The sequence below is a fragment of the Kineosporia sp. R_H_3 genome, from assembly GCF_002198675.1.
In the GTDB taxonomy this organism is placed as follows: domain Bacteria; phylum Actinomycetota; class Actinomycetes; order Actinomycetales; family Kineosporiaceae; genus R-H-3.
Genome location: NZ_MWLL01000146.1, coordinates 1 through 12,301, shown reverse-complemented (window position 1 = coordinate 12,301; position 12,301 = coordinate 1). Strand labels below are relative to the sequence as shown.

Genomic DNA, 12,301 nt, shown 5'->3' with positions numbered 1-12,301 from the left:
CCCCGGCAGGGGCGCCGCAGTCAGCGGCGGCCCGCGCCGAGCCGGGTGAAGAGCTCGACGTAGCCGCGGGTCATCGCCTCGACCGTGTAGCGCTCGCCCGCCTTGGCGAGCCCGGCCGCGCCGAGGCGGGTGCGCAGACCGGGGTCCCCGACGAGCCGGACGACCGCGGCCGCGAGCGCCGCGACGTCCCGCGGGGGCACGAGCAGGCCGGTCACCTCGTCGTCGACGAGCTCGCGGGGGCCGCCCGCGGCGGTCGCGACGACGGGCAGCCCGTGGAGCATCGCCTCGACCGTCGCGAGGCTGAACCCCTCGTGGTGCGAGGGGACGACGACGAGGTCGAGGCCGTCGAGGATCGTGCCGACGTCGTCCCGGCTGCCGGTGAGCAGCACGGTCCCGGCGAGCGCGGGGTCGGCCGCGGCGGTCTCGAGCTCGGTGCGCAGCGGCCCGTCGCCGACGAGCACGAGCCGGGCGTCGGGGCAGCGGGCGACGACGTCGCGCCAGGCCGCGACGAGCTCGCGCTGGCCCTTGCGCTCCCACAGCCGCCCGACGCAGCCGACGAGGGTGCCGGCGGGCAGGCCGGCGGCGGCGCGCGCCTGGTCCGGCGCCATCGCGCGGCCGGGGTCGTCGACGCCGTCGGGGACGACGTCGAGCAGCCGGCGGGGGATCGAGGTCACCCGCGCCACGTCGTCCGCGAGCGGCGTCGAGACGGCGACGACGCGGTGCTGGAGCCGCGCGGGCAGCCCGGCGAGCCGGCGCTGCAGGCCCGACGGGTCGAGGCCGTGCACCGTGCCGACGACCCGGGCGCGGGTCAGCCGGGCCACCGGGGTCGTGACGACCGCGGTCTTGAACAGGTGCGTCTGGACGACGTCCCACCGGCCGCGCAGCACGAGCCGCCACAGCCGGCCCAGCCCGCGCAGGGTCGCCAGCAGGGCGGCCGGGGTGGGTGCCGTGCGCAGGCCGAGGTGGACGACGGGGATGCCGGCCGCCTCGAGCGGCTCGGCGTTGACGTCACGCGTCGCGAGGTTGACCACCGTCACCTCGTGACCCGCCTTCTGGAGGCCGACCGCGAGCAGGGCGACGCTGCGCTGGACCCCGCCGACGTCGAGCCCGCCGACGACCTGGAGGATCCGCACGGGGCAGGAGTCTACGGCCGGGGGTTCCACAGCCTGTCGACAGCACGAAGCCGCCCGCCCGCTCGTTGTTCACCGTGAGCCGGGATCGTGCTCGGCGTAGCCACCTCGGCGACGGGCCGTCGGCCCGTGGTCGTACCCGGTGGCGACGCGGACGGGACCTGCGACGGACGAGCGGCAAGGGTGCCCCGACCTACCGTCGCGGACATGACGAGAGACAGGTGGCACATGGATGCCCAGGGTCGCCGCCCCCGCGGCGTTGTCGTCGCCATCGGGGTGGTGTGGTCGCTGACCCTCACGGCGGGCGTCGCGTTCTGGGTCGCCGTCGGCACCGGCCTCGCCGCGCTCGCGGCGGACGGCGGCGCCGCCACGCCCTACGCCACGGTCGCCCAGGCCGCTGCCGTCGTCAGTGTCACGGCGCTCGTGGCGATGGTCACGGTCGGCACGGTCGCCGTGCACCTCGACGAACGGCAGGCCTGGCTGCCGTACCCGCGGGTGCCCGCACCCGTCGGCTGAGCCGTCGCCGCGACGGGGCCGCCGGCCGGCGGGTCACCCCGCGAGCCCGATCGCGGCCCGGGCCGCGGCCAGGGTCGGCGCCGCCAGTGCCGCGGCCCGCCCGGCCCCGGCCGCGAGCGCGGCGTCCAGCGTCGCGGGGTCGGCCGTCAGGTGGGCGTACCGGGCCCGGACCGGCCGCAGGGTCTCGACGAGCGCCTCCGTGACGGCGGCCTTGAGCCCGCCACCCCCGCGCAGCCCGACGAGGGCCGCCTGCGGCGTCCGGCCGGTGAGCGCACCGAGCAGCTCGGCGAGGTTCGCGACCCCGGGCCGCAGCTCCGGGTCGTAGGAGAGCACCGGGTCGAGGTCGGTGACGGCGCGCCGGACCGTGGCCGCTATCCGGACCGGGTCGTCGAGGACGTGCACGGTGCCCTCGGTCGAGACCGACGACTTGCCCATCTTGGACGCCGGGTCGCGCAGGTCGCGGACCCGCGCGGCCGAGGCCGGGGTGAGGGACTCCGGGACGACGAAGACCGGCCCGTACCGGGCGTTGAAACGGTGCGCCAGGGTCCGGGTGAGCTCCATGTGCTGGCGCTGGTCGTCGCCGACCGGGACGGCGTCGGCGCGGTAGAGCAGCACGTCCGCGGCCATGAGCGCCGGGTAGGTGAGCAGCGACAGGCGCACCGACCGGCGTCCGGCGCTCTTCTCCTTGAACTGGATCATCCGCGTCATCTCGCCGTACGCCGCCGTGCACTCGAGCAGGTAGGCGAGCTCGGTGTGCGCGCCGACGGCGGACTGGGCGAAGAGGGTGGCGCGCGGGTCGAGCCCGCACGCGAGCACCGTCGCCGCGACCTCCCGGGTGCGTCCGCGCAGCGCCTCGGGATCGTGGTCGACGGTCATCGCGTGCAGGTCGGCGACGAAGACGAGCGTCTCGTGCGCGGGGTCGGCGGCGAGGTCCAGCGTCGGGCGGACCGCCCCGAGGTAGTTGCCGATCGTCAGCCGGCCGGTCGGCTTGAGGCCGGTGACGATCCTCGTCGTGGTCGGGACGGCGCCCGCGGCCGCGAGCGCGGTCATCGGAAGGGCGGGGGGCGTGGACGCGGTGACGGTCACGGGTCTCTCCGGTGGTCTCGGGTGACAGGGGACGGGCCGCCGGTCGGGCGTCGTCCGCGCTGCGTCACTCGGGGAGAGACGACGGACGGCCGCCCGGAACCGGGCGGCCGCAAGGATGCGACGAGGTGGTGACCGCCCTAGGAGCCCGGCCACCACGTAAACAGCGAACGCTGCGTCGTCATGGGGCCAGTGTGCACCAGGAGGCGGCCGTCGCGACACGGGTTCTCGGTGAGTTCCGTCGATCTTCGTCCGGAACGCCTGCGGATTTCGTCGCGGATGGCCCTGTGGGCATCTCGTAACGCAACCGTGACCGATCCTGTGCGGCGGATCCGTCGGTGCTGGCCGTATCTTGCGAGTCTGCCGGAGACGTCCGGTCCCCGTCGGCCCGCCCGTAGGCCGGTGGACGCCCCGTGCCCGAGGAGAGTGCGTGAGCCAACCCGCCGGTGCGAACGCGCCGGTCGTCAGCCTGCGCGGCCTGCGCAAGGAGTTCCCCGGGGTCGGCGGCGGCTCGCGGGTCGTCGCGGTCGACGGCGTGGACCTCGACATCGCCGAGGGCGAGTTCGTCACGCTCCTCGGCCCGTCCGGGTCGGGCAAGACGACGGTCCTGCGGATGATCGCCGGGTTCGAGACGCCGAGCGGCGGGCAGGTCCTGCTCCGCGGGGCGGACGTCACGCCGACCGCGCCGTTCGAGCGCGACGTCAACACCGTCTTCCAGGACTACGCGCTCTTCCCGCACATGACGGTGCTCCAGAACGTCGAGTACGGCCTGCGGGTCAAGAAGGTGCCCCGTGCGCAGCGCCGCGAGCGCGCGCTCGAGGCGCTGGCCGGCGTCCGGCTCGAGGGCATGGAGAAGCGTGCCCCCGGGCAGCTCTCCGGCGGCCAGCGGCAGCGGGTCGCGCTCGCCCGCGCCCTGGTGAACCGACCGTCGGTGCTGCTCCTCGACGAGCCGCTCGGTGCCCTCGACCTCAAGCTGCGCGAGCAGATGCAGGTCGAGCTCAAGCAGATCCAGCGCGAGGTCGGGATCACGTTCGTCTTCGTGACCCACGACCAGGAGGAGGCGCTGACGATGTCGGACCGGATCGTGGTGTTCAACCGCGGGCGGGTCGACCAGGTCGGGACCCCTGCGGAGATCTACGAGCACCCGCGCACGACGTTCGTCGCCGGCTTCGTCGGCACGTCGAACCTGTTGCACGCCAAGGCGTCCGAGGCGCTCCTCGGGGAGGCCGGGCTGTTCAGCGTCCGGCCCGAGAAGATCCGGCTGCTCGCGGACGGCGAGGACCCCGTCATGGGCGAGACCGTCGCGCCGGCCGTCGTCGAGGAGGTCGTCTACGCGGGCGCCACGACCCGTATCGTCGCCCGGCTCGACGCGGGGGACTCCCTCGTCGTCCAGCGGCAGAACCAGCGGACGTCCTCGCTGGACACCGAGGCCCTGCGCGGTGCACGGGTGCGGCTCGCGTGGTCCCGCGAGCACGCGAGCCGGCTGCCGGACGACGACGGCTGAGCAGCACCGACCCGCCCGGCGACCCGTCGACCGACCGAGACCGACCCACCGAGACCACCCGCCGAGACCGACCCACCGACCGACCAGATGTCCCACCAGGCCAGGTGGGGACGTGACCCAGGGAGAGACCATGCGAGGACGACGACAGCTCCTCACGACGGCGGCCATCGGCGCCGTGACCCTCGTGCTCGCCGCGTGCGGCGGGTCGAGCAGCGGCGGCGCGACCGGCGGCAGCGCGACGGGAGGTGCCTCGAGCGCGGCCGAGGCGGCCAAGCCGCCGGCGGTGCCGATGGCGGACGCCGTCGGCGCGGGCGAGGGCAAGCTCAACCTCATCGCGTGGGCCGGCTACGCCGAGGACGGCACGACGGACAAGTCCGTCGACTGGGTGACGCCGTTCGAGAAGGCCTCCGGCTGCCAGGTGAACGTCAAGATCGGCAACACGTCCGACGAGATGGTCACCCTCATGAAGACCGGGCAGTACGACGGCGTCTCGGCGTCCGGCGACGCGACGCTGCGGCTCATCTACGGCGGTGACGTCGCGCCGGTGAACACCTCGCTCGTCCCGAGCTACGCCGACATCGCGCCGTTCCTCAAGGACAAGGCGTGGAACTCGGTCGGCGGGCAGATGTACGGCATCCCGCACGGCTGGGGCGCCAACGTGCTGCTGTACAACAAGAAGGTCGTCGACCCGGCCCCGACGTCGTGGGGGGCCGTCTTCGACCCCGCCTCGCCGTACAAGGGCAAGATCTCGGCCTACGACTCGCCGATCTACATCGCCGACGCGGCGCTGTACCTCAAGGCGACCAAGCCGGACCTGAAGATCACCAACCCGTACGAGCTCGACCAGACGCAGTTCGACGCCGCCGTCGCCCTGCTCAAGCAGCAGCGCGGCGTCGTCGGCGAGTACTGGTCGGACTACACGAAGGCGACCGCCTCGATCGAGTCCGGCAACACCGTGCTCACGACCTCGTGGCAGGTCATCGCGAACCTCGTCACCGCCGGCAAGAAGGCCGACATCGGCACCGTCCTGCCGACCGAGGGTGCGACCGGCTGGTCGGACACCTGGATGGTCGCCAGCAAGGCGCAGAACCCGAACTGCATGTACAAGTGGCTCGACTGGATCGCCGGCCCGCAGGCGCAGGCGCAGGTCGCCGAGTGGTTCGGCGAGGCGCCCGCCAACGTCAAGGCGTGCGACCTGACGACCGACAAGGCGCACTGCGAGACGTACCACGCGACCGACGCGGCGTACGCCGAGAAGATCGCCTACTGGACGACGCCGCTCGCCGGCTGCGGTGACGAGCGGGGCAACGTCTGCAAGGACTACTCGGAGTGGACCAAGGCCTGGACCGACATCAAGGGCTGACCGTCCTGCCGACCGAAGGCACCGTCCCGAAGGGCGCCGCACGACAGTGACCACCTCCACGCCGACCGCGGAGGGCCTGCCCGGCAGGCCCTCCGCGGCCGTGCGCGCGTCCTCGTTCCTCCACCGTCACCCGCGGCTGCGGCTGGCGGGGCTGCTGTCCGCCCCGATGCTCTGGCTCGTCGTCGCCTACCTCGGGTCGCTCGCGGTCATGTTCGTGACCGCGTTCTGGCGGCTCGACACCGGCGGCTTCGTCGCCGTGCTGGACCGGACGCCGTCCCTGCAGAACTTCACCGAGCTCCTCACCGAGGACGTCTACCGGCGGGTCGCGCTGCGCACGCTCGGCATCGCGGCCGCGGTGACCGTCGTCGACACCCTCGTCGCGCTGCCGATGGCGTTCTACATGGCCAAGGTGGCCTCGCCCCGCACCCGCAAGGTGCTCGTCGCGCTCGTGCTCACGCCGCTGTGGGCGAGCTATCTCGTCAAGGCGTACGCGTGGCGCACGATGCTCGCCGAGGACGGCGTCGTGAACTGGGCGCTCGGCCCGGTCGGCGGTCGCGGCCCGGGCTTCGGCCTCGCGGCGACCGCGATCACCCTCGGGTACCTGTGGCTGCCGTACATGATCCTGCCGGTGTTCGCCGGTCTCGAGCGGATCCCCGACTCGCTCCTCGAGGCGTCGGGAGACCTCGGCGGGACGGCGGGCCGCACGTTCCGGACCGTCGTGCTGCCGCTGCTCTTCCCGTCGATCGTCGCCGGCTCGATCTTCACGTTCTCCCTGACCCTCGGCGACTACATCGCCGTGAAGATCGTCGGCGGCAGCACGCAGATGTTCGCGAACGTCATATACGACAACATCGGCGTCGCGGGGAACCTCCCGTTCGCCGCGGCGGCCGCGGTCTTCCCGGTCGTCGCGATCCTGCTCTACCTCGCCCTCGTGCGCCGCACGGGTGCGCTGGACAACCTGTGACCACGCGCCCGGTCACGCAGCCCGGGAGGAGTCCGCGATGACCCTGTCCGCCCGCGCCCGGCTCCTGCTGCGGCTCGCCACGTTCGGCGGCCTCGCGGTGATCTACGTGCCGCTGCTCGTCGTCCTCGTGAACTCCTTCAACCCGAGCAAGACCTTCGGCTGGCCGCCGTCCGGCTTCACGACGCAGTGGTGGTCGCGTGCGGCGTCCAACCCCGGCGCCCGTGCGGCGCTCCTCACGAGCGTCGAGATCGCCCTGGCCGCGACCGCTCTGGCGCTCGTGCTCGGCTCGATGGCCGCGTTCGCGGTCGCCCGCTACCGCTGGTTCGGCCGGGAGACGGTGAGCTTCCTCGTCGTCCTGCCGATCGCGCTGCCCGGCATCGTCACGGGGATCGCGCTCAACTCGGCGTTCAGCGCCGGCGGCGTCGCACTGGGCTTCCTCACGGTGGTCGTCGGCCACGCGACCTTCTGCATCGTCGTCGTCTACAACAACGTGCTCGCGCGGCTGCGGCGCACCGGGACGACGCTCGAGGAGGCCTCGGCCGACCTCGGCGCGAGCACGCTGCAGACCTTCCTCCACGTGACGTTCCCGCAGCTGCGCGGGGCGCTGCTCGCCGGCGGCCTGCTCGCGTTCGCGCTGAGCTTCGACGAGATCGTCGTCACGCAGTTCACGATCAGCGCGGGCCTCCAGACGCTGCCGATCTGGATCTTCGCGAACCTCTTCCGGCCGAACCAGGCGCCCGTCGTCAACGTCGTCGCGGCGGCCCTCGTCGTGGCGTCCGTGATCCCGGTCTACCTCGCGAACCGGCTCTCCGAGGGCAACGGCGGCGGCCGGCTCTGATCAGCGGCGGCGGTGCACGCTCACCGCGTAGCCGCCGCCCGCGTACGGGGCGCCGTCCCACGTGGCGTACCGCTCGGCGAGCACGAGACCCGCTGCGGTGCACCACGTGTCGTACTCGGCGAGGCCGAACGGGGCCGCGTCGAGCGGCAGGTGGTCGGCGTCCAGGCCGAAGCCCGCGACGAGCGGTGCGCCGGGCCGCAGCAGCGCCGCGAGCCGCGCGACGACCTCGGCCTCGGTGCCGTGCGCGACGAGCGGGACGACGTTCCCGGCGGCGACGACGAGGTCGAACGGGGTGCCGAGGCCGGCCGCCGCGGCGTCGAGGACCGCGCGGTCGAGGGCCGCGAGGTCGGCCCGCACCCACGGCAGGTGCGGTGCGGCGGCCCGGGCGTGCGCGAGCATCCCGGCGTCGACGTCGACCCCGACGACCGTGTACCCGCGCCGGTCGAGCTCGACGGCGACCCGACCGGTGCCGCAGCCCGCGTCGAGCACCCGGGACCCGGCGGGTACGAGCGCGCCGCAACGGTCGGCCTCGCCGTGCACGTGCTGCCCGGCGGCGGCCATCGCGTCGAACCGCTCCTGGTAGCGGGCGCCGTCCGAGCCCTCGGCTCCGCCGCCCGCCACCTGCGCCCATCGCGTCACGGGCGGGATCGTAGCCCGGCCGCTACGCGCGCCCGAGCACGGCCCGCAGCGCGCCGCCGAGGGTGTCGTACGCGGCGCCGGCGTCCGGGCAGGAGTGCGCCCGGAACGCGACGTAGAGGTCCGGCCGGACGAGCAGCACGCCGTCGTCGTCGATCTCGCGCAGGTCCGCCCACGTGCCGTAGGGGTCGTCCACCGGCTGCCCGGGGCCGATCGCGACGACGGGCAGGTCGAGCCCGAGCTCGCCGGCCAGCCGCTGCGCGGCGTCCGCCCAGGCCTCGCCACCGATCCCGGTGATCACCGTGAACCGGCCCTTGCCGCCCAGGTCGAGGGTCGACGTCCGGACGCCGTCGACGGTCACCCACGTGTGCGGCAGCTTGGCGCCGGGCCAGGTCGTCGGCTGGGCGTAGAGCACCGGGTCGCGCGTCGGCTCCGGCATCGGCGTGCCGTCCGGGACGACCGCCGCGGAGGCGTACCGCTGGTTGTGCTCGACGCCGTGGGCGTTGAACTCGAAGGACTTCGCGGCGATCGCCTCCCGCATCGCGGCCCGGGTGCGGGCACCGTCCGGGCCCGGCGCCCGTCGCGCCGCGAGCCGCTCCTCGAGCCGGGCCGGGTCCGAGGTGTCGGTGAGGTCGAGGGCCTCGAGGATCTTGCCGGTCTCGGCGATGCTCAGGTTGGCCCGCTCGACGATCTGGCGCGCGATGGGCGCCCGCTCGGCGTCGTAGGACTCGAGCAGGGACGGTGCCGCGACGCCCTTGACGACGTGCGCGAGCTTCCATGCGAGGTTGTAGGAGTCCTGGATCGACGTGTTCGAGCCGAGGCCGTTCGTCGGCGGGTGCCGGTGGACGGCGTCGCCGGCGCAGAACACCCGGCTCTTGGCGACCGTCGTCGCGAAGTGGTGGTTGATCGTCCAGGGCGACCGCGACGTCACGTGCATCTCGAAGTCGTCGGTGCCGACGAGCGCCACGGCGAGCGAGCGGATGAGCTCGTCGGTGAGCTCGGGCGGCCCGGCGGCGACCTCGTAGCCCCACATGAGCATCCACTCGGTCCACGGCTTGATCATCCGCAGGACGCCGAGGCCGACGCCCTCGCGCTCGGCGCCGGGCTGGAGCATCCAGTAGAGGACGGACGGGCGGTGGGCGACGAAGCGCGACAGGTCCGCCTCGAAGATGATCCCGAGCGCGCCCGCGACGGCGCCCGGCCCCTCGAACGGCAGCCCGAGGTCCTCGGCGACCTTGCTGCGCGCACCGTCCGCGCCGACGAGGTACGCCGACCGCACGGTGTGCTCGGCGCCGGTGAGCCGGTCCCGGACGACGGTCGTCACGCCGTCCGCGTCCTGGGTGTGGCTCACGTACTCGCTGTCGAAGCGGACCTTCGCGCCGCGGGCCTGGGCCTGCCCGACGAGGATCGGCTCGACGATGGTCTGCGGCGCGTCGACCATCGAGCACGGGCTGGCGAGGACGTAGTCGGCGTGCCGGCGCGGGTCGGTACCCCATGACGGCACCCGGCCGAGCTCCTCGCCGGCCAGGCTCGTGCAGAAGGTCGTGTTGCTCATGAGGTCCCACGGGGTCGCCTCGCGCATGAGGCGCTCCTCGATGCCCAGGTCGCGGAAGACCTCGACGGTGCGCTGGTTCGTGATGTGCGCGCGCGGGGTGTCGGCGAGACGGCCGTACTTGGTGATCATCCGGACCCGGACGCCGTAGGTCGCGAGCAGCAGGGCCATCGAGGCCCCGGCGGGTCCGGACCCGACGACGAGGACGTCGGTGTCGAGGCCGGCACCCGCCCCCGTCGTCGTCGCGCCGGTCGTGGTGGCCTCGGTCATGGGTTCCGCCCTCGTGTCGATGCGTCGTTGCGTCTACGAGCTGCGACGCACAGCGGACATCTGACCGCTGTGCGGACGCTGGTCACACCCTCGGCCCCGTCGGGCCGGTTGTCAACCGTTCAACTACTCATGTCGCGCTGGACGAGGGTGTGTCGACGGGCTGCTCGACGACCTGAAGGGTCGCGAGCGTCGGATCCGCCGCGTAGGCGATCCGGCCGCCGTCGGCGAGGGTCGCGCGCAGCGCCTCGAGGGCCGGTGCGGTGACCGTCTCGCCCGGGGCGAGCACCGGGACGCCCGGTGGGTACGGCGCGACGAGCTCGGCGCTCACCCGGCCGACCGCGGCGTCGGCGGGCACCGTCTCGTGCCGCGCGAAGAAGGCGGTCCGGGGGTCGGTCGCCGTCGCGGGCTCCACGGTCCAGGCGGGCGACGGGGTGACCGTCCGCGGTGCGCCCCGGTGCCGCCCGACCGCCGCGACGAGGGCGTCGACGAGCCGCCCGACGGTGGTGGCGTCGTCCGAGAGCGTGACCATCGGGACGAGGACGTCACGGTCGGCCATCTCGAGCGTCATACCGGTCGCGAGCAGGTCGGCCTCGACGGCGTGTCCGTGCGCGCCGGTGCCGGCGAGCAGGACGACGAGCTTGGCCGGGTCGACGCGCAGCGGCCCGTCCGGGTGGTCGTCCGGACGGTCGTCGAGGACGGCGAGCCCGGGCACCGCGGCGAGCCGGTCGCGGGCGCCGCGGACCAGGGCGACGAGCCGCTCGACGAGGTCGGGGCCGTGCCGCTCGAGCAGGGCGCGGGAGGCGTCGGCGCTCGCGAGGACGGCGCCCGCCGGGCTCGTCGTGTGCGTCGCCTCGAAGCCGCGCTCGAGCCGGTCGGGGTCGAGCAGACCGCCGGCGCGGGTCGTCCGGGCGAGCACGAACGCGGCCTGGCTCCACGCCGGGAGCGTCTTGTGGGCGCTCGTGACGACGGCGTCCGCGCCGTCGGCGAGCGCGTGCCGCGGCGTGGCGGGGGAGAAGCCGAAGTGGGCGGCCCACGCGGCGTCGACGACGAGCGGGACGCCGGCCGCGTGCGCGACGGCGGCGTGCCCGGCGACGTCCCCGACCGTGCCGACGTAGGAGGGGTCACCGAGGACGACGGCGCACGCACCCGGGTGGGCGGCGAGCGCCGCCCGCACCGCGTCGACCGGGACGGCCGCCGGCAGCCCGGTCGCGGCGTCCATCGCCGGCCGCACCCACACCGGCCGCAGCCCGGCGAGCACCATCCCGAGCAGGAGCGAGCGGTGCAAGGTGCGGGAGACGACGACCTCCTGGCCGGGCCGGCCGAGCGCGAGGGCCACCGCCTGGTTGCCGTGCGTCGCGCCGCCGACGGAGATGCGGCACCAGTCGACGCCCCACAGCGCCGCCGCCCGGCGCTCCGCCTCGGCGAGCAGCCCGCCGGTCTGCTTCATCGTGTCGACGCCGGCGAAGAGCGGGACGTCGCCGCGGACGACGTCCCCGACGAGGTGCGTGCGCTGCTTGTGCCCCGGGATCGTGAACGGCGTCACCGCACCCGCCCGCACCGCGTCGTCGAACCGCAGCCAGCCGTCGAGCAGGGGCGCGTCGGCGCGCAGCCCCAGCGGGTCCCGGGAGTCCGTCACGTGCGCATGCTCCCACCCGGGGCTCCACGACCCGACGCTCAGGCACCCGGCGTGCGCGGGCAAGAGCGCCACGAGACTGCCGTGACTGTTCAGGCCGGGTGCCTGAAGGGGTGAGGTGTGACCGTCGCCGTGTGCGTGCGGGTCGCGCGGAGGGCCAGCTCCGATCGCAGGTGGGCGGCCAGGGCGACGGCGGCGGTGGGGTCGAGGACGTCCTTGGCCTCCCAGCGGACGACGGTCAGGCCGGACCTGCGCATCCGCTGCTCCCTGCGGCGCTCGGCGTCGAGCACCTGCGCCAGTCGCTCGGCGTCGATGCCGCCGAGCTGGGCCGCGCGCAGCCGGTACTTCGCCTTGCCGTCGGCCTCGCCCACGACGCCGTCCTCCCACCAGGCGTCCCCGCGCCCCACGAAGCCGGCGCTGTCGGTGACGTCGACCTGCCACAGCGGCATGACGAGCCCGGTGGTCGCGAAGGCCAGCGCCGACCACGACTCGAAGGCCGACTCCCGGCGTCCGTCGACCAGGCCCACCAGCCGGCGCGCCCGGACGACGCCCGGCCAGCCGACGAGCCGTTCCACGGCCGCGGCCAGCGCCGGCGCGGCGACGAGCCGACGGGCGGCCGCGTCGGCGACGGCGAGCGCGTCGACGGCAGGCAGCACACGCAGGCAGTCGGTGACCGTCCGCTCCGGGGAGGTGACGAGCACACCGCGGTACCGGACGACGTCCGCCTCAGGCAGCGGCGTGACGACGATTCTCGTGCCGTTCCGGTCCCGATGAGGCCCGTCGGCGGCGAGCAGGACCGGGTCGCCCCACCC

The 12,301-nt window shown here is 74.4% G+C and carries 11 protein-coding genes; 5 read left to right on the top strand and 6 right to left on the bottom strand.

The window, feature by feature from the left end; all coding sequences use genetic code 11:
• Positions 1–20 precede the first annotated feature (20 nt).
• Positions 21–1,133 carry a glycosyltransferase gene (locus tag ECOMGDLI_RS14725; RefSeq protein WP_158221007.1) on the bottom strand — a complete coding sequence of 371 codons (1,113 nt, stop codon included), beginning with the start codon at positions 1,131–1,133 and terminating at the stop codon, positions 21–23.
• 204 nt (positions 1,134–1,337) lie between these two features.
• On the opposite strand from ECOMGDLI_RS14725, the gene ECOMGDLI_RS14720 reads away from it, so the two are divergent.
• Entirely contained in the window at positions 1,338–1,646 is a 309-nt protein-coding gene (locus ECOMGDLI_RS14720; protein WP_143447719.1) for a hypothetical protein, read from the top strand.
• A 33-nt stretch (positions 1,647–1,679) separates the two neighbouring features.
• Here the strand turns inward: ECOMGDLI_RS14720 and trpS are convergent, their stop codons facing one another.
• Entirely contained in the window at positions 1,680–2,696 is a 1,017-nt protein-coding gene (trpS, locus tag ECOMGDLI_RS14715) for a tryptophan--tRNA ligase (protein ID WP_088317590.1), read from the bottom strand.
• Between the two features lie 463 nt (positions 2,697–3,159).
• Here trpS and ECOMGDLI_RS14710 point away from each other — a divergent pair, with 463 nt between their 5' ends.
• The 4 genes from ECOMGDLI_RS14710 to ECOMGDLI_RS14695 all read left to right on the top strand — a co-directional run bounded on the left by ECOMGDLI_RS14710 (position 3,160) and on the right by ECOMGDLI_RS14695 (position 7,398).
• Positions 3,160–4,233 (top strand): ABC transporter ATP-binding protein, encoded by a 1,074-nt coding sequence (locus ECOMGDLI_RS14710; protein WP_088317573.1) that lies wholly within the window; start codon positions 3,160–3,162, stop codon positions 4,231–4,233.
• A 130-nt stretch (positions 4,234–4,363) separates the two neighbouring features.
• Complete coding sequence (locus ECOMGDLI_RS14705) at positions 4,364–5,596, top strand: ABC transporter substrate-binding protein (RefSeq protein ID WP_088317572.1); 1,233 nt, start codon at positions 4,364–4,366, stop codon at positions 5,594–5,596.
• A 46-nt stretch (positions 5,597–5,642) separates the two neighbouring features.
• Positions 5,643–6,560, top strand: a complete 918-nt coding sequence (locus ECOMGDLI_RS14700; protein ID WP_198954864.1) for an ABC transporter permease — start codon at positions 5,643–5,645, stop codon at positions 6,558–6,560.
• Positions 6,561–6,597: 37 nt separating this feature from the next.
• A complete protein-coding gene (locus ECOMGDLI_RS14695) occupies positions 6,598–7,398 on the top strand; it encodes an ABC transporter permease (protein ID WP_088317571.1) in 801 nt (266 codons plus the stop codon).
• Here ECOMGDLI_RS14695 and ECOMGDLI_RS14690 read toward each other — a convergent pair whose 3' ends face one another.
• The 4 genes from ECOMGDLI_RS14690 to ECOMGDLI_RS14675 form a co-directional block, all read right to left on the bottom strand.
• Positions 7,399–8,037, bottom strand: coding sequence for a bifunctional 2-polyprenyl-6-hydroxyphenol methylase/3-demethylubiquinol 3-O-methyltransferase UbiG (locus tag ECOMGDLI_RS14690; protein ID WP_233153456.1), 639 nt, complete (start codon positions 8,035–8,037; stop codon positions 7,399–7,401). It lies immediately after the preceding gene.
• 22 nt (positions 8,038–8,059) lie between these two features.
• Entirely contained in the window at positions 8,060–9,856 is a 1,797-nt protein-coding gene (locus ECOMGDLI_RS14685) for an FAD-dependent monooxygenase (RefSeq protein WP_088317570.1), read from the bottom strand.
• 127 nt (positions 9,857–9,983) lie between these two features.
• Positions 9,984–11,492: an aminotransferase class I/II-fold pyridoxal phosphate-dependent enzyme gene (locus tag ECOMGDLI_RS14680; protein ID WP_088317569.1), complete on the bottom strand. Its 1,509-nt coding sequence runs from the start codon at positions 11,490–11,492 to the stop codon at positions 9,984–9,986.
• An 89-nt stretch (positions 11,493–11,581) separates the two neighbouring features.
• Positions 11,582–12,190, bottom strand: coding sequence for a hypothetical protein (locus tag ECOMGDLI_RS14675; protein WP_143447718.1), 609 nt, complete (start codon positions 12,188–12,190; stop codon positions 11,582–11,584).
• Between the last annotated feature and the right edge of the window lie 111 nt (positions 12,191–12,301).

Excerpts from the sequence above, each read along its gene's own strand:
- ECOMGDLI_RS14720 (WP_143447719.1), top strand. The coding sequence starts at position 1,338 with ATGACGAGAGACAGGTGGCACATGGATGCCCAGGGTCGCCGCCCCCGC.
- trpS (WP_088317590.1), bottom strand. The coding sequence starts at position 2,696 with ATGACCGCGCTCGCGGCCGCGGGCGCCGTCCCGACCACGACGAGGATC.
- ECOMGDLI_RS14705 (WP_088317572.1), top strand. The coding sequence starts at position 4,364 with ATGCGAGGACGACGACAGCTCCTCACGACGGCGGCCATCGGCGCCGTG.
- ECOMGDLI_RS14695 (WP_088317571.1), top strand. The coding sequence starts at position 6,598 with ATGACCCTGTCCGCCCGCGCCCGGCTCCTGCTGCGGCTCGCCACGTTC.
- ECOMGDLI_RS14685 (WP_088317570.1), bottom strand. The coding sequence starts at position 9,856 with ATGACCGAGGCCACCACGACCGGCGCGACGACGACGGGGGCGGGTGCC.